This window comes from Mycobacterium sp. (assembly GCF_049683935.1).
In the GTDB taxonomy this organism is placed as follows: domain Bacteria; phylum Actinomycetota; class Actinomycetes; order Mycobacteriales; family Mycobacteriaceae; genus Mycobacterium.
Genome location: NZ_JBAUJR010000323.1, coordinates 1 through 15,069 on the forward strand (window position 1 = coordinate 1; position 15,069 = coordinate 15,069).

Sequence of the window (15,069 nt, forward strand, 5' to 3'; positions counted from 1 at the left end):
CCCTGACCGAGGCGCCCGCGGTGGACGATCAGCGCTACGTGACCGCCGACATCCGCCTCAACCCGCCGGATGTCATCAGCGACGACCCCAACTGGCTGGCCATCCTGGGCTGGCAGGGCGGCCTCGAGAACGAACGCGGTCAGTTCGTCGACACCCTCGAGAGCGTCGGCCCCGGCCACTACCGATCGACCACCCCGCTGCCGGTGTCGGGCACCTGGAAGACCCTGCTGCGCGTGCACGACGGCAGGACTCTGGCGGCGGTGCCGATCTACCTCGCCGGCGATCCCGGCATCGGCGCCGAGGAGGTGCCGGCCGAGGCGCAGTTCACCCGTCCGCTGGTCTCGGAGATCACCATTCTGCAGCGGGAGCGCAGCCCCGACATCCCCCAGTCGCTGTGGCTGATCGGATGCCTGGTGGTGCTGTTCTGCACGCTGGCCATGATCACCGGAATCGCCTGGGGTGGTGGCCGGATCAACAACAGCGAACCCAGCGGCAGCGACGCGGAGTTGCAGCCGTCGGCTCAGTCATGACTCCCGAGGTCCAGATACTGGCCGACCATCCGATCTGGATCGCCGTACCCGCGTTCGCCCCGGCGATCGTGGTCGCCGGGGTGGTGGTTTACATCGCAGTCAAGAACCGCAAACGAGAAGAGAAGCCGGACAGTGGCAGTTCGTGACAGAGTCCTGGCTCTGACCGCGGCGGTGGTGGTGCTCGCTGGGTGCGGCGGAACCGGCGGTGAGGACACCGGCACCACCGATGCCCCGGCGGGCAACCCGTCGGTTGCGAGCGTCAGCCCCGGCGTAACCGCCGATCCGGGCCGGCCTGCTCCGCTCGTCATCGACGTCACGATCGAGGGCGGCGAGGTCCGCCCGAGCAACGCTGCGCTGCAGGCTGCCGTCGGTCAACCGATCGTGATCCGGGTCGCCAGCGACAGCGCCGACGAACTCCACGTGCACTCGACCCCGGAGCACACCTTCGACGTCGGTGTCGGACCCGCGCAGTCGTTCGAGTTCACCGTCGACATCCCCGGCCGCGTCGACGTCGAGCTGCACGAGCTGCGCAGGACGATCGCGACCATCCAGGTGCGATGACGTCGGATCCGTCCACCGCCGTACTGGCACACGGCCTCGGCGGTTCCGCCGACCTGCCCATTCCGTACACGTACGCGCTGATCGGCGCCGCTTGGGCGCTGACGTTCACATTCGCCGCCGTCGCGCTGGCGTGGAAGCGGCCGCGGTTCGCCGCGGACAGACCCGGCCTGGCGTTGCCGCACTCGGTGACCGCAGCGGTGGACAGCCCCGCCATCCGGTGGGTGGTCGCGGCGGCGGCGTTGCTGTTGACGGCGTGGGTGGGGATGGCCGCCTTCCTCGGTCCGGACAGCGCGGAGAACCCGCTGCCCGGGGTGTTCTACGTGCTGCTGTGGGTGGGTCTGCCCGCGCTGTCGCTGGTCGTCGGCCCCGTGTGGCGGCTGCTCTCGCCCGTGCGCACGGTGGCCCGACTCGCCGGGGGACGCACGCTCGGCGGTGACTATCCGACGGCGCTCGGGTACTGGCCCGCGGCCTTCGGTCTGTTCGCGTTCGTGTGGCTCGAGCTCGCCAGCCCCGACCCCGGGTCGATCGGGGCGATCCGCAGCTGGCTGGTCGCCTATCTCGTGCTGACGTTGGCCGGGACGCTGTGGTTCGGCACCCGGTGGAGTGCGCGGGCCGACCCGTTCGAGGTCTACAGCATGGCGGCGTCGCGGCTGTCGCCGCTGCGCCGCAACCCCGACGGCCGCGTCGCGATCGGCAACCCGTTCGATCATCTGCTGTCGTTGCCGGTTCGGCCGGGGACCGTCGCGGTGCTGTCGGTGCTGTTGGGCTCGACGGCGTTCGACAGCTTCTCGGCCATGCCGCAGTGGCGGGAGTTCGTCGACTCGACAACGTCGTCGACGCTGACCGCGACACTGCTACGCACCGGCGGCCTGCTCCTGTTCGCCGGGGTGGTCGCGGGCACGTTCTCGTTCGCGGCCCGCTGCACGGGTGGGGTCGACGCGCAACGCCGCCGCGAGCTACCCGGCCTGATGGCGCACTCGCTGATCCCGATCGTGCTCGGCTACGTCTTCGCCCACTACCTGACCTATTTGGTGGAGCGCGGCCAGGAGGCGATCATCCGACTCGCGGACCCACTCGACCGCGGATGGAATCTGTTCTGGTTGTCGCAGGCCGAGGTGAGTTACATGCTGTCGACGCATCCGGGACTGCTGGCCTCGCTCAAGGTGGGCTTCGTCGTCACCGGCCACGTGGCCGGGGTGATCGCCGCGCACGACCGATCGCTGGCACTGCTGCCCAGAAGCCACCAGCTCACCGGGCAGCTGATGATGATGCTGGTGATGGTCGGCTACACGTTCACCGGGCTCTACCTGCTGTTCGGCGGGTGACGATACCGTGGGAGCGATGACGGGATCGAAGACCGCGCTCATCATCGTCGACGTGCAGAACGACTTCTGCGAGGGCGGCTCGCTGGCAGTCGACGGCGGCGCAGGGGTGGCGCAGCGCATCACCGAACTGCTGGCCACCGACCACGGATACGCCCACGTGGTCGCCACCAAGGACTTCCACATCGACCCCGGTGACCACTTCTCCGAGAACCCCGACTACGTATCGTCGTGGCCGCGGCACTGCGTTGTCGGGACCCCCGGCGCCGAGTTCCATCCGGTGTTCGACCCGAGCGCAGTCGAAGCGGTGTTCTACAAGGGGCACTACTCGGCGGCCTACAGCGGGTTCGAAGGCGCTGACGAGGACGGGACGACGTTGACCGACTGGCTGCGCCGACGGGACGTGGCCGCGGTCGATGTCGTCGGTATCGCGACCGACTACTGCGTGAGAGCCACGGCCGCCGATGCGGCCGGCGAGGGGTTCACCACCAGGGTGCTCGTGCACCTGACGGCGGGGGTGTCACCGACGACGACCACGGACGCCGTCGACGCGTTGCGCGTCGCAGGGGTGACCGTGCAGGACTGATTTCTCGGCGCCCACCGCGGTGAGAGTGGACACATCGGCTTGTGCCGTGGTTTGCGCTGTCGGGTGAATGGGCAGTTCAGCGGGTACCCGTCAGCGTTTCACGCCCGGTCCGCGCGCTCCGTCCACCATGCCCGACCCGTCGGGAGCACCGTATCGTCACTTTGTTCGTTGTTTGTCCCGTCAGCCAGAAAATGAGTGCCCCTTGACCCAAGTCTCCAGTCCCAATGCCGTTCCGCAGGAAGTATGGCGCGGCAAGGCCTACCCACTCGGGGCGTCCTACGACGGCTCCGGCACGAACTTCGCCTTGTTCAGCGAGGTCGCCGAGCGCGTCGAGTTGTGCCTGTTCGACGCGGACGGGGTCGAGACCAGGTTGACCCTGCCCGAGGTGGACGGGTTCGTCTGGCATGGGTTCCTCCCCAACATCGAGCCCGGTCAGCGCTACGGCTACCGGGTGCATGGCCCCAACGATCCCGAAGCGGGCCACCGGTGCAATCCGAGCAAGCTGCTGCTCGACCCGTACGCCAAGGCCATCGACGGCATCTTCGACTGGAACCAGTCGCTGTTCGGCTACAACTTCGGTAACGAAGACAGCCGCAATGACGACGACTCCGCAGCCAGCATGCCCAAGTCAGTGGTGATCAACCCGTTCTTCGATTGGGGTGTGGACCGCCCGCCGAAGCACGAGTACGCCGACTCCGTCATCTACGAAGCCCACGTCAAGGGGCTCACCGAGACCCATCCCGACATTCCCGAGCAGATGCGCGGCACGTACGCCGCCGTGGCGCACCCGGCGATCATCGAACATCTCCAGGAGATGGGCATCACGGCGATCGAACTGATGCCGGTGCACCATTTCGCGAACGACTCCACGTTGATCGACAAGGGGCTGTCGAACTACTGGGGCTACAACACGATCGGGTTCTTCGCGCCGGACCCGAAGTACAGCAGCAGTGGCACCCCGGGCGGACAGGTGCAGGAATTCAAGGCGATGGTGCGCAGCCTGCACGAAGCGGGCATCGAGGTCATCCTCGACGTGGTGTACAACCACACCGCCGAGGGCAACCACCTCGGGCCGACGGTCTCGATGCGCGGCATCGACAACGCGGCCTACTACCGGCTCGTCGACGACGACCTGCGCTACTACATGGACTACACCGGCACCGGCAACAGCCTCAACGTCGGCCACCCCCACTCGCTGCAGCTGATCATGGACTCGCTGCGGTACTGGGTGACCGAGATGCACGTCGACGGATTCCGCTTCGACCTGGCCTCGACTCTGGCCAGGGAGTTCTACGACGTGGACAAGCTGTCGACGTTCTTCGAGCTGGTGCAGCAGGATCCGACAGTCAGCCAGGTCAAGCTGATCGCCGAGCCGTGGGACGTCGGCCCGGGCGGTTACCAGGTGGGCAACTTCCCGCCGCAGTGGACGGAGTGGAACGGCAAGTACCGCGACACCGTGCGCGATTTCTGGCGCGGCGAGCCCGCCACCCTCGACGAGTTCGCCTATCGGCTCACCGGGTCGGCGGACCTCTACGAGAACACCGCGCGGCGGCCGGTGGCGTCGATCAACTTCGTCATCGCCCACGACGGGTTCACACTGCGTGACCTGGTGTCCTACAACGAGAAGCACAACGACGCCAACGGCGAGGACAACAACGACGGCGAGAGCCACAACCGGTCCTGGAACTGCGGCGTGGAAGGCCCCACCGAAGACCCCGAGATCACCGCGTTGCGATCACGCCAGGAACGCAACTTCCTGACGACTCTGCTGTTGTCGCAAGGTGTCCCGATGATCTGCCACGGCGACGAACTCGGCCGCACCCAGGGCGGTAACAACAACGGCTACTGCCAGGACAACGAGATCACCTGGATCGACTGGGCCAATGCGGACACCGAGCTGCTCGAGTTCGCCAAGACGGTGTCGGCCCTGCGCGCCGCGCACCCGGTGTTCCGGCGGCGGCGGTTCTTCAGCGGCAAGCCGGTCGGCCGACGCGGCCAGGCCGGCCTTCCCGACATCGCCTGGTTCACTCCCGACGGCACCGAGATGACCGGCGAGGACTGGGGGTCGGGTTTTGCGAAATCGGTGGCGGTGTACCTCAACGGCCACGGCATCCCCGACCCGGACGCCCGCGGACAGCGGATCATCGACGACTCGTTCGTGCTGTGCTTCAACGCGCACTACGAGCCGATAAAATTCAAGCTGCCACCGAAGAAGTTCGCGGCGTCATGGGAGGTCGTGGTCGACACCGCGGCCGCGTCGGACGCCGAGCCGAAGCCGGTCGACAAGGTGGTGACGGTCGAGGCCAGGGCGGTGCTGGTGCTGCGGGCCACCGAACTCTGACGCGGAAATCGGGCGGTCTCCGGGACTGGAGTCCAAACACGTTGCGCGCCATCACGCTTAACCGCGAAGTTCAGGCACTTTCCTGAGTCTGTGTGTTAGCTTGGCAATGCTGTTGCAACCGTGGTCACCGAGCCGGCATCGGAGTTTTCCGATTGCCTCCGGCCGGGCGGGCCGGACGTAGGAGCCGTAGAGCGGCGGTGCCCTACCCGGTGGCCACGGTTGCCAGCCTGCGCTGGTGGCGCCCATGCCCGAGACTGGACGCCATGTTCTCCGTAGCCGACAAATCAGTCGTGGTCACCGGTGGTAGCAAGGGAATCGGCCTGGGTATCGCGTCGGTGTTCGCCTCGGCGGATGCGCACGTGGCGATCGCGGCGCGTTCGCGCGCCGACCTCGACGCCGCGGTCGCAGAACTCGACGAGCTGGGCACCGGCCGGGTGATCGGTGTCGAGACCGACGTGTCCGATCGCGACTCCTGCACCGCGATGGCCGCAGCCGTCGTCGCCGCGTTCGGAGGTATCGACGTGCTGTGCGCCAACGCGGGAATCTTCCCGGAGGCGCCGCTGAGGACGATGACACCCGATCAGCTCTCCGGCGTGCTCGACGTCAACGTCAAGGGCACCGTCTTCAGCGTGCAGGCATGCCTGGACGCGTTGATCGCCTCCGGCCGCGGCCGCATCGTGCTCACGTCGTCGATCACCGGTCCGATCACCGGGTTCCCCGGCTGGACCCATTACGGCGCGTCGAAGGCAGCTCAGCTGGGGTTCATGCGGACCGCTGCGATCGAGCTGGCCCCGCACAAGATCACTGTCAACGCCGTGCTGCCCGGCAACATCCTGACCGAAGGGCTCAAAGACCTCGGCGAGGAATACCTGACGGGGATGGCCAAGTCGATTCCGGCGGGATCGCTGGGCACACCCGCCGACATCGGCTACACCGCTGCGTTCCTGGCCAGCGACGAGGCCGGGTACCTCACCGGTCAGTCGATCGCGGTGGACGGCGGACAGGTGCTGCCCGAATCCCCCGACGCCGTCACGCCCTGACCTCAGCCCAGGATGCGGGCGATCGACCTCATCGGGATCGGCAGCCACGACGGCCGGAAGCGGGCTTCGTAGGCGGCCTCGTACACCGCCTTGTCCAGTTCGTAGGCGGCCAACTCCGGACCCGAGTCGCGCGGGTCCGCCCCGGCCACCGCGGCGTAACCGGCGCAGAACGCCGCGCTGTTGCGGTCTACCCACCCCCGCGCGCGTTCCACGACCTGCCCGTCGGCAGCGGCCTCACCCGCCACCAGCCGCTGGTAGGCGGCGTACTCATAGGAGCGCAGCACTCCGGCGACGTCACGCAGCGGCGAATCGGGCCGGCGGCGCTCTTCGAGCGGCTGCCCCGGCTCGCCCTCGAAATCGATCAGCAGCCAGCCCTCCGATGTGCGGAGCACCTGGCCGAGATGCAGGTCGCCGTGCACCCGCTGCACGGTGATCGACTCGCCGGCGAACGCGCGGTAGCGCTGTTCGATCAGCGGGGCGTGCTCGCGCAGTTCGGGCGCCGCGAGGGTGGCGGCGCTGAGCCGTTCCAGCACGGTGTCCAACGGGAACGGCTCGGTGGACGATCCCAACTGCTCGGCAAGGGTGGCGTGCACGGATGCGACCGCTTCGCCCAACCGGTAGGACTCGGCCTCGAAATCGTCACCCGCCCCGCCGACGAACAGCTCACCGGCGCTGGCCGTGGCCATCTCCCAGCCCTCGGTGCTGTCAGCGGCGAACGCGGTCACCATGCCGAGCGCGCAAGGCTCGGAACCCGTTCCGTCCCAATCTGTTTCATAGGAGCCGAGCAGATGCGCGACGTGCGGGTTGCCCGCACGCGCCAGCACCCTGTTCAGTTCGATGTCGGGGTTGATCCCCGGGGTGACCCGCCGGAACACCTTGAGCACGGCGTGGTGGCCGAAGATGACGCTGGTGTTGCTCTGCTCGGCGCCGGACACCCGCGCCGGGGCGTCCAGCGGCAGGGACACGCCGGGCTCCTTGGCGAATCGCAGATCCGCGACGGTGGCCGACGAGTCGATCAGCGAGAGCAGGTGACTCGCGGCAGCGGGATCGTAGAGGGCGTCGTAGGCGACGTGATCTCCGTCGGCACCGATGGTGGCGAGGGCGCCGCGCTCACCGGACTGAGCGCTGCCCCATCGGACCAGCACCTGGTACCGCTCCGCGGAGCCGTCGCCGTAGGCGACCTCGAGCAGCACCAGGTCGAGGTCGTCCCCGGAATCATCGCGCAGCGACGTCACCGTCACGGCTTGCGCCGACACCTGTTCGCGACTTCGACCGGCGTACCACCGCTGGTGGGTGATCCACTCGCCGAACGGCAGTGTCCTCACCGAGGCTGTCGCTGGATCGCTGCCGTCGGAACGTGTGTGCTCGCTGTCGTCCATACCGTTCTCAAAGCTACCCAGGACGGCGGCGGGTCAACCACCCGAGCGTGCCCGGCAGCCCCCGCGCCGGAGGATAAGCGCTACTGTGCCGACGTGACGTCCGGTGGCTCGACACGTGATCATGGCGACCCGGGAGATGCCCCGAGTGTGCCTCCCCCGCTGACCGCTCCGGTCAACACGGTCCGCCCGTCGGCGGCCGAGGAGGCACGCACGATCGCCGCGTCGACCAACACCGGCACGCTGGCGTCGCTGACCGCCGACGGTGATCCGTGGGCGTCGTTCGTGACGTTCGGCCTGCTCGGCGGGGCGCCGGTGCTGTGTGTGTCCAACCTTGCCGAACACGGCCGCAACCTCACCGGTGACCAGCGCGCCAGCATCGCGATCGTGGCACCGGGCACCCAGGACGATCCGCTGGCCAGCGGTCGCATCACCCTGGCCGGGCACGTCGAGGCGCCCGTCGGTGACGAACGGGTCGCCGCGCGGGAGGCACACCTTGCCGCGGTGGATGCCGCCAAGTACTACATCGACTACAGCGATTTCTCGCTGTGGGTGCTGCGGGTGACCCGGGTGCGGTGGGTCGGCGGTTACGGACGGATGGACTCGACCAGCGGCCAGGCCTACGCCGACGCGCATCCCGACCCGGTGACGCCGTTCTCGGCGGGTGCGGTGACGCACCTCAACGACGACCATGCCGAGGCGCTCGCGGCGATGGCCAGGACACTCGGCGGATACCCCGACACCACCGCGGCGGTGTGCACCGGCGCCGACCGGTACGGTCTGGACCTGCGGCTGACCACCGATCGGGGCTTGGCCTACACGCGTGTCGGCTACGCCGCGCCCATCGACTCCATCGACCAATTGCGTTCGGCTGCAGTCGAGTTGACGCGTCGGGCACGCGAGGGCTGAGCCGCCCCCCGCCGTGCAATACCATCGCGGGTATGGCTGAGCAGCAGCGACCCGACACCTGGCAGGCGGCATTCGACCTGGTCCGCACTCGAGGCTATGAGCGCCGCGAGGAGCCGTTCCGGCTCGCCAGCGGTCAGCTCAGCCACGACTACATCGACGGGAAGTACGCCGTCGACACCGGTGAGCGGCTGGCGATCGTGTCCAAGGCGGTCGCGGACCTCGCCGCGCTCAACGGCATCGAGTTCGATGCGGTCGGCGGTCTGACGATGGGCGCCGACCCGCTCGCGCACGGGGTCGCCATGGTGACCGGCAAGGCGTGGTTCTCGGTGCGCAAGGAACAGAAGTCGCGCGGGCGTGAGCAGTGGATCGAGGGCACCCGGTTGCAGGCCGGCACGCGGGTGCTGCTGGTCGACGATGTCATCAGCACCGGCGGCTCCACCGAGATCGCGCTGGAGCGGATCAAGGCGGTCGGCGCGGTGGCCACCGGCGTCATCCCGATGGTCGACCGCGGCGACGTCGCGGCCCGGCGGTTCGCCCGGCACGGGGTGCCCTTCTTCGCACTGGTGAGCTACCGCGACCTGGGCATCGACCCGGTCGCCGACGTGTGAATCCGGCGCGCTCACGCACCGTCACCGTCGCTTTGCGCGCCCGATTCACCCCGCGACGACGAGCACGCCGCCCGGTTCGATGCCGACGGTCACCGGGTCGCCCGGAGCGAACGCCCGCGCGGCCGAGCTGGCCATCTGTGCGTTGATCGTCGAACCGTCGGCCAGAAACGCCGTCACCCGGGAGATGGCGCCCAGGAACGACACCGCACCGACCCTGGCCGTGCCGGCGCGATCGGCGGTGATGGTGACCGACTCCGGGCGCACCATGGCCATGCCTGTTCCCGAGGCCACCGAGCCGGCCAACGCGGGCACCGAGACACCCAGCAACTCCGCGCGGCCACCGGAGACCCGCGCGGGCACCCTGTTGTTCAGGCCCACGAAGTCCGCGACGAACGGCGTGGCCGGGCTGGCGTAGACGTCGGCCGGTGCGGCGAGCTGTTCGAGCCTGCCCTGGCTCATCACCCCGACCCGGTCGGCGACGGCCAGCGCCTCCTCCTGGTCGTGGGTGACAAACAGCGTCGTCGTGCCCACCTCCAGCTGCACCCGGCGGATCTCGTCGCGCAACTGCGTGCGCACCTTGGCATCCAGCGCCGAAAGCGGCTCGTCGAGCAGCAGCACCCGCGGTTCGATGGCGAGCGCGCGCGCCAGCGCCACCCGCTGCTGCTGACCACCCGAGAGCTCGCCGGCGTACTTGTCGGTGTGCGCCGACAGGCCCACCAGCTCGAGCATCTCCGCCGCGCGGGACTGCCTGACGCCCTTGCCCTTCCCGCGCATCTTCAACCCGAAGGCGACGTTGTCGAGCACGGTCAGATGCGGGAACAGGCTGTAGGCCTGAAACACCATTCCCATGTCCCGCTTGTTGGCGGGCACTCTGCTGACGTCGACTCCTGCGACCGACACCGTTCCCGATGTCGCCTCGTCGAGGCCTGCGAGAATCCTCAGCGCGGTCGTCTTGCCGCACCCCGAAGGGCCCAGCAGCGCCACCATTTCCCCGGGCTTGATGTGCAGCGTGAGGCCGTCGAGTGCCCTGGTGCTGCCGTACACCCGGGTGAGCTCGTCGAGTTCGACGCCCACACCGGCGGCGTGGACGGTGCCGCCGTTTCTCATAGCGTTGCTCCCAAGGTTCGGCGGCTCCGTCCGCGGGTCACCAACGACAGGACCAGCAGCAGCGCGAACCCGAACAGCAGCGTGGCCAGGGAGGCCGCCACCGACGTCGGACCGTCGCTCTTGCCGATCAACACGATCTGGACCTGCAGTGTCTCGTATCCGCTCAGCGACGCGATGGTGTACTCACCGAGCACCACCGCGATCGAGATGAACGCGGCAGACAGGATGCCCGACCAGATGTTGGGGACCACCACGCGCAGGATCGTCGACGTCCAGCCCGCGCCGAGGGATCGGGCGGCCTCCGACAGTGTCTGCAGGTCGATGGCCGACAACGCGGCATCGAGCGCACGGTAGGCGAACGGCAACACCACGACCACGTACACGAAGGTCAACGTCAGGGCCGATTCGCCCAGCAGGTATGTCACCCACAGGTACACGTTGCGAAGTCCCACCACGATCACCAACGCGGGGATGGTCAACGGCAGCAGGCAGAGAAATTCCACGAGTCCCTTCGCCCACGGGGCCCGCAGCCGCACCCAGATCATGGTGGGCACCAACAGCACCAGCATGGTCACCACGGTGAACACGGCCAGCAGGAGCGAGATCACGATCGACTGGTACAGCGCATCGTCGGTGACCAGATTCGCCCACGCCTGCATCGTGCGCCCGCCCGCGAGCAGGTTGCGGGTGGAGAAGTCGGCCATCGCGTACAGCGGGAACAGGAAGAACAGGCCGAACAGCACCCACAATCCGCCGCGCACCGCGGTTCTCATGACGCGGTTCTCATGACAGCCACCGCGCGGTGCGCCGCACCAGCAGCGAGTAGGCGACCATGACCACGGCGACCACCACGATCATCTCCAGTGCCAACGCGTAGGCGAAGCCCTGCTTCCCCAGCACCACCTCGCTGACCAGAGACGCACGGATCAGCAACGGCACGATCGGGCTGCCCTGGCTGACCAGCGCCGCGGCGGTCGCATAGGCGGCGAAAGCGTTGGCGAACAACAACAGTGCCGACCCGAGGAATGCCGGGGTGAGCAGCGGAATGGCCACCTCGCGCCAGTACGCCCAGGTGGATGCGCCGAGGCTGACCGCGGCCTCGCGCCACTGGTCACGCAGTCCCTCCAGCGCCGGGATGAACACGATCACCATCAACGGGATCTGGAAGTAGGTGTAGACGAGGATCAGCCCGCCCAGGCTGTACAGCCAACCCGATCCGGCCAGGTTCCAGCCGAACATCTGCTGCACCCACAGCGTCAGCACACCGTTGAGGCCGACGGTCGCCAGAAAGGCGAAAGCCAGTGCAACGCCGCCGAATTGGGCGAGCACGCTGCACAGCGAGAGCACCGCGCGGCGCACCATCGACTCCGGTGGGCTGCTGACGATGAGCCAGGCCATCACCGCGCCGAACACCGCGCCGAGGAATGCGGTGGCGCCCGAGAGCACGACGCTGCTGGCCAGCGCCGACAGCGCGGTGCCGGTGAACAGCGCCGCGATGCGCTCCATCGTGAAGACCCCGTCGGCGTACACCGAGCTCACCACCACCGTGACCGTCGGGATTATCAGGAAGATCACGACGACGGTCAGGAAGGGCAGCAGCGGCAACAACTCCCGGACGCGCCGACCCAGCGTCGGCATGTCAGCCCACCGCCGCGGCCCAGTTCTCCGCGAGGTACTTCGAGGCGGCCTCGGTCTGCTCGGGCGTCGGCACGGTCACCGGGCCGTCGACGACGGGCATCGAGTTCGCGACCGAGTCCTGGAGGGTGCCGTCGGCAATCATGTTGTCGGCGCGCACCGGTCGCACGCCGCCTTGGGCGAACAGGTTCTGACCCTCGTCGCTGTACAGGAACTCCTGCCACAGCCGGGCGGCCGCCGGGTGCGGGGCATCCTTGCTGATGGCCTGGTAGTAGTAGCCGGCCACCGGATACTCCGACGGCACCACGACCTGCCAGCTGGGCAGCTTCTCGGTCTCGCTGGCGTTGGTGTAGTTCCAGTCGATGACCACCGGCGTCTGTCCGGACTCGATGGTCGCCGGCGTCGGGTCGACGGGCAGGAAGTTGCCCGCCTCGTTGAGCTTGCGGAAGAACTCGACGCCGGGCGCGATGTCGTCGACCGAACCGCCCTGCGACAGCGCGGCCATCAGGACACCGGAGAACGCCGCACCGGCCTGGGTCGGATCGCCGTTGAGTGCCACCTTGCCCCGGTACTCGGGCTTGAGCAGGTCGTCGATGCCGGTGACCGGGGGGACAGCGGCCGAATCGAATCCGATCGACATGTAGCCGCCGTAGTCGTTGACCCAGGTGCCGTCGGGATCCTTGAACGCGGCCGGGATGTCGTCGAACGTCGCGACCTTGTACGGCGCGAACATCGAGGTGTTCGCCAGCGCCACCGACTGGCCCAGGTCGAACACGTCGGGCGCGCTGCTGCGGCCCTTCTGCTGGTTGGCGGCGTTGATCTCGTCCTGACTGGACGCGTCGGGCTGTGCCGAGTTGACCTTGATGCCGTACTTGTCCGAGAAGGCCGTGATGATCGCCCCGTAGTTGGCCCAATCCGGTGGCAGCGCAATCACATTGAGCTCACCTTCGGCCTTGGCCGCCTCGATGAGCCCGTCCATTCCGCCGAAGTCCTCGGCGGAGGTGGCCTCGGCGGCCATCACCCCCGACGCCGTCTCGGCGCCCGAGTTGTCCTGCTCGGGCGGCGCGCAGGCCACCGCGCCACCCGCGAGCAGTGCGGACACCGCGAATGCGAGGACTCTGGACAGCAGCGGTGCCGTGTGCCGCGAAATGGTCATGCCGAACCTTCCGATGTGCAGGAGGCCGCGCGGTGGCTCCACAGTTTCCGTGCGACGACTCCGCGGTGAACGAATCAGCGGGCCGTTGGCACCTTACCGTGGAGGGATGCCGGAATTTGATGCTGCGACCGCATTCACAGGCTCGCCTGTCGCCGTGTTGGCCACGACTGGAGCCGATGGTGCGCCACACCTGGTACCCGTGGTGTTCGCGATGCCCGAAGGCCGCAGCGACGTGCTCTACACGGCCGTCGACGCCAAACCCAAGACGACCCGGCGCTTGCGCCGGCTTGCCAACATCGCGCAGAACCCCGCGGTGAGCCTCCTGGTCGACCACTACGACCACGACTGGACCCGGCTGTGGTGGGTCCGCGCCGACGGCGACGCGGCCGTTCATCACAGCGGCGAGGAGATGGCGACCGGATATGCGCTGCTGCGCGCCAAATACCCCCAGTACAGCAGGGTGGAACTCGACGGACCGGTCGTCAGCGTGCAGATCCGCCGGTGGTCGTCGTGGCAGGCGGCGCCGTCGTCGGCGCGCTGAGCTCCTCCTCGTAGGCGCCCTCATCGCGCCCCAACGCGATGGTCCCGGCTGCCATCGCCAGCGTCGACACCGCGAGCGCGACGGCATCCCAGCGCCCCACGTCCAGGTGCTCACCGAGGACCACCGCGCCGAGCAGCACCGCGACCACAGGTTCGAGCACCAGCATCGTGGGCACCGAGGTCTGCAGGGATCCGGCATGGAACGCCGACTGCTGCACCAGCATCCCCAGCACCCCGAGCAGCACCAGCAGGTACAGCACTGGCGTGGTCAGCACTGCTACGACACCTTGGTGGGTCAGCAGGTGCATGACGAGCTTGGTGAGCACCGCGACGACCCCGAACAGCACGCCCACCGCCACGGCCAGCAGGACGGCGCGCCGCCAGCCGACGGTCCTCGTCGCAACGATCACGCAGGCAGCCACCGCCACCGTGCAGACCACCGCGACCACCGCGGAGGTCGACAGTGACGCCGTGTAATCCCCCGGCCGCGCCTTGGCCAGCACCACGAACACCGCGAGCGCGACGGTCAGCAGCATCGCCCACGCCCACTCGCCCCTGGTCACCTTGCGGTGCGCCAACCGGGCGCTCAGCGGCAGCGCGAACAGCAGAGCCGAGGTCAGAATGGGCTGCACCAGCAGCAGCGAGCCCTCGGCCAGCGCCAGCGCCTGGAAACCGAAGCCGGCGATCGCCGCTCCGGTGCCTGCCCACCAGAGCCTGCTGCGGATCAGCGTCCGGAACATCACGGGGCTGATGCCGTGCTCGGCGGGCACATCGACGGTGGCCCGCTGGCGCACCACGATTCCGATCGCGAGGAACACCGCGGCGAGCACCGCGAGCAGCACGGTCAGACCATGACCGAAGACTGGGCCTCCCACAGCGACGGGCTCCCTTCAGCTCTCGGTCCCTCGACAAGGACAGCACATTTCGCCGCGGCCCGCCCAACCCGCCCGGGCGTGGCCGCGGATCGATCTTGTTTCAGCGCCGGGGAACTGGGCATTCCCGGGGGCCGTGAAGGTGCGCCGGCTGGTCGTGCTCGCCGGATCGCCTAGCTCGCCTCGTCGACGAGGCGCAGGTGCGGCCGGGTGGTGTTCTCGGTCGGACCGATCTTGTCGTTGACCGTGGCCACCGCCGAGTCGACCCGGTTCACCGCGCGGTCGATGGTCCCGCGCACCCGGTCGCCTGCGGCGTCGACGTCGTCGGCCGCGCTGAGCAGGTACGCGCGCAGGCTGACGCGCAACCGCTCGGCGCGCAACCGCAGCCTGCGCCGAACCCGGTCGTCGACCTCGACGGTGACATAGGGCAGTACTCGAAGCTTCATGACTGAGTTTCCCTTGGTTCCTGTCGGACGGACATGTGGT

General features: G+C 68.4%; 16 protein-coding genes and 1 pseudogene. 10 read left to right on the top strand and 7 right to left on the bottom strand.

What is annotated here, in order from left to right; translation table 11 throughout:
• The 7 genes and pseudogenes from WA965_RS19195 to fabG form a co-directional block, all read left to right on the top strand.
• Positions 1-530: pseudogene (locus WA965_RS19195) on the top strand (hypothetical protein); the annotation flags it as partial.
• On the top strand, positions 527-676 hold the full coding sequence (locus WA965_RS19200) for a hypothetical protein (RefSeq protein WP_526299827.1): 150 nt from the start codon (positions 527-529) through the stop codon (positions 674-676). The pseudogene WA965_RS19195 and the gene WA965_RS19200, both read left to right, overlap by 4 nt.
• Positions 663-1,091, top strand: coding sequence for a hypothetical protein (locus WA965_RS19205; RefSeq protein WP_526299829.1), 429 nt, complete (start codon positions 663-665; stop codon positions 1,089-1,091). The genes WA965_RS19200 and WA965_RS19205 overlap by 14 nt, the downstream gene beginning before the upstream one ends.
• A complete protein-coding gene (locus WA965_RS19210; RefSeq protein ID WP_526299831.1) occupies positions 1,088-2,416 on the top strand; it encodes a hypothetical protein in 1,329 nt (442 codons plus the stop codon). The genes WA965_RS19205 and WA965_RS19210 overlap by 4 nt, the downstream gene beginning before the upstream one ends.
• A 16-nt stretch (positions 2,417-2,432) precedes the next feature.
• Positions 2,433-2,999, top strand: coding sequence for an isochorismatase family protein (locus tag WA965_RS19215; RefSeq protein ID WP_526299833.1), 567 nt, complete (start codon positions 2,433-2,435; stop codon positions 2,997-2,999).
• A gap of 67 nt (positions 3,000-3,066) precedes the next feature.
• Positions 3,067-5,340: a glycogen debranching protein GlgX gene (glgX, locus tag WA965_RS19220; RefSeq protein WP_526447943.1), complete on the top strand. Its 2,274-nt coding sequence runs from the start codon at positions 3,067-3,069 to the stop codon at positions 5,338-5,340.
• Positions 5,341-5,603: 263 nt separating this feature from the next.
• On the top strand, positions 5,604-6,380 hold the full coding sequence (fabG, locus tag WA965_RS19225) for a 3-oxoacyl-ACP reductase FabG (protein ID WP_526299837.1): 777 nt from the start codon (positions 5,604-5,606) through the stop codon (positions 6,378-6,380).
• A 2-nt stretch (positions 6,381-6,382) separates the two neighbouring features.
• Here the strand turns inward: fabG and WA965_RS19230 are convergent, their stop codons facing one another.
• The gene (locus tag WA965_RS19230; RefSeq protein ID WP_526299839.1) at positions 6,383-7,759 is read right to left on the bottom strand and encodes a maltokinase N-terminal cap-like domain-containing protein; all 1,377 of its coding nucleotides are present in this window, start codon (positions 7,757-7,759) and stop codon (positions 6,383-6,385) included.
• Positions 7,760-7,852: 93 nt separating this feature from the next.
• Between WA965_RS19230 and WA965_RS19235 the strand changes: the two genes are divergently transcribed.
• Positions 7,853-8,665: a HugZ family pyridoxamine 5'-phosphate oxidase gene (locus tag WA965_RS19235; RefSeq protein ID WP_526299841.1), complete on the top strand. Its 813-nt coding sequence runs from the start codon at positions 7,853-7,855 to the stop codon at positions 8,663-8,665.
• Positions 8,666-8,697: 32 nt separating this feature from the next.
• The gene (locus WA965_RS19240) at positions 8,698-9,273 is read left to right on the top strand and encodes an orotate phosphoribosyltransferase (protein WP_526299843.1); all 576 of its coding nucleotides are present in this window, start codon (positions 8,698-8,700) and stop codon (positions 9,271-9,273) included.
• Positions 9,274-9,318: 45 nt separating this feature from the next.
• Here WA965_RS19240 and WA965_RS19245 read toward each other — a convergent pair whose 3' ends face one another.
• Genes WA965_RS19245 through WA965_RS19260 form a run of 4 tightly spaced genes read right to left on the bottom strand, consistent with a single transcriptional unit; the run spans position 9,319 to position 13,171 of the window.
• Positions 9,319-10,380, bottom strand: a complete 1,062-nt coding sequence (locus WA965_RS19245) for an ABC transporter ATP-binding protein (protein WP_526299845.1) — start codon at positions 10,378-10,380, stop codon at positions 9,319-9,321.
• Entirely contained in the window at positions 10,377-11,153 is a 777-nt protein-coding gene (locus tag WA965_RS19250) for an ABC transporter permease (RefSeq protein WP_526299847.1), read from the bottom strand. Before WA965_RS19250 ends, WA965_RS19245 begins: the two co-directional genes overlap by 4 nt.
• A gap of 10 nt (positions 11,154-11,163) precedes the next feature.
• Positions 11,164-12,018, bottom strand: a complete 855-nt coding sequence (locus tag WA965_RS19255) for an ABC transporter permease (RefSeq protein WP_526299849.1) — start codon at positions 12,016-12,018, stop codon at positions 11,164-11,166.
• A gap of 1 nt (position 12,019) precedes the next feature.
• Positions 12,020-13,171, bottom strand: a complete 1,152-nt coding sequence (locus WA965_RS19260) for an ABC transporter substrate-binding protein (protein ID WP_526299851.1) — start codon at positions 13,169-13,171, stop codon at positions 12,020-12,022.
• A 106-nt stretch (positions 13,172-13,277) separates the two neighbouring features.
• On the opposite strand from WA965_RS19260, the gene WA965_RS19265 reads away from it, so the two are divergent.
• Positions 13,278-13,712, top strand: coding sequence for a TIGR03668 family PPOX class F420-dependent oxidoreductase (locus WA965_RS19265; protein WP_526299853.1), 435 nt, complete (start codon positions 13,278-13,280; stop codon positions 13,710-13,712).
• On the opposite strand, the gene WA965_RS19270 is transcribed toward WA965_RS19265, so the two are convergent.
• Both WA965_RS19270 and WA965_RS19275 read right to left on the bottom strand, forming a co-directional pair.
• Positions 13,654-14,586: a DMT family transporter gene (locus tag WA965_RS19270; protein WP_347133250.1), complete on the bottom strand. Its 933-nt coding sequence runs from the start codon at positions 14,584-14,586 to the stop codon at positions 13,654-13,656. The two genes, WA965_RS19265 and WA965_RS19270, sit on opposite strands and share 59 nt — an antisense overlap.
• A 170-nt stretch (positions 14,587-14,756) precedes the next feature.
• On the bottom strand, positions 14,757-15,029 hold the full coding sequence (locus WA965_RS19275; protein ID WP_526299855.1) for a hypothetical protein: 273 nt from the start codon (positions 15,027-15,029) through the stop codon (positions 14,757-14,759).
• Positions 15,030-15,069: the final 40 nt, after the last annotated feature.

What these genes read in the sequence shown, in the direction of transcription:
- WA965_RS19230 (WP_526299839.1), bottom strand. Translation starts at nt 7,759, where the DNA reads ATGGACGACAGCGAGCACACACGTTCCGACGGCAGCGATCCAGCGACA.
- glgX (WP_526447943.1), top strand. Translation starts at nt 3,067, where the DNA reads ATGGGCAGTTCAGCGGGTACCCGTCAGCGTTTCACGCCCGGTCCGCGC.
- fabG (WP_526299837.1), top strand. Translation starts at nt 5,604, where the DNA reads ATGTTCTCCGTAGCCGACAAATCAGTCGTGGTCACCGGTGGTAGCAAG.
- WA965_RS19245 (WP_526299845.1), bottom strand. Translation starts at nt 10,380, where the DNA reads ATGAGAAACGGCGGCACCGTCCACGCCGCCGGTGTGGGCGTCGAACTC.
- WA965_RS19200 (WP_526299827.1), top strand. Translation starts at nt 527, where the DNA reads ATGACTCCCGAGGTCCAGATACTGGCCGACCATCCGATCTGGATCGCC.
- WA965_RS19255 (WP_526299849.1), bottom strand. Translation starts at nt 12,018, where the DNA reads ATGCCGACGCTGGGTCGGCGCGTCCGGGAGTTGTTGCCGCTGCTGCCC.
- WA965_RS19265 (WP_526299853.1), top strand. Translation starts at nt 13,278, where the DNA reads ATGCCGGAATTTGATGCTGCGACCGCATTCACAGGCTCGCCTGTCGCC.
- WA965_RS19260 (WP_526299851.1), bottom strand. Translation starts at nt 13,171, where the DNA reads ATGACCATTTCGCGGCACACGGCACCGCTGCTGTCCAGAGTCCTCGCA.
- WA965_RS19275 (WP_526299855.1), bottom strand. Translation starts at nt 15,029, where the DNA reads ATGAAGCTTCGAGTACTGCCCTATGTCACCGTCGAGGTCGACGACCGG.
- WA965_RS19215 (WP_526299833.1), top strand. Translation starts at nt 2,433, where the DNA reads ATGACGGGATCGAAGACCGCGCTCATCATCGTCGACGTGCAGAACGAC.
- WA965_RS19250 (WP_526299847.1), bottom strand. Translation starts at nt 11,153, where the DNA reads ATGAGAACCGCGGTGCGCGGCGGATTGTGGGTGCTGTTCGGCCTGTTC.
- WA965_RS19210 (WP_526299831.1), top strand. Translation starts at nt 1,088, where the DNA reads ATGACGTCGGATCCGTCCACCGCCGTACTGGCACACGGCCTCGGCGGT.
- WA965_RS19240 (WP_526299843.1), top strand. Translation starts at nt 8,698, where the DNA reads ATGGCTGAGCAGCAGCGACCCGACACCTGGCAGGCGGCATTCGACCTG.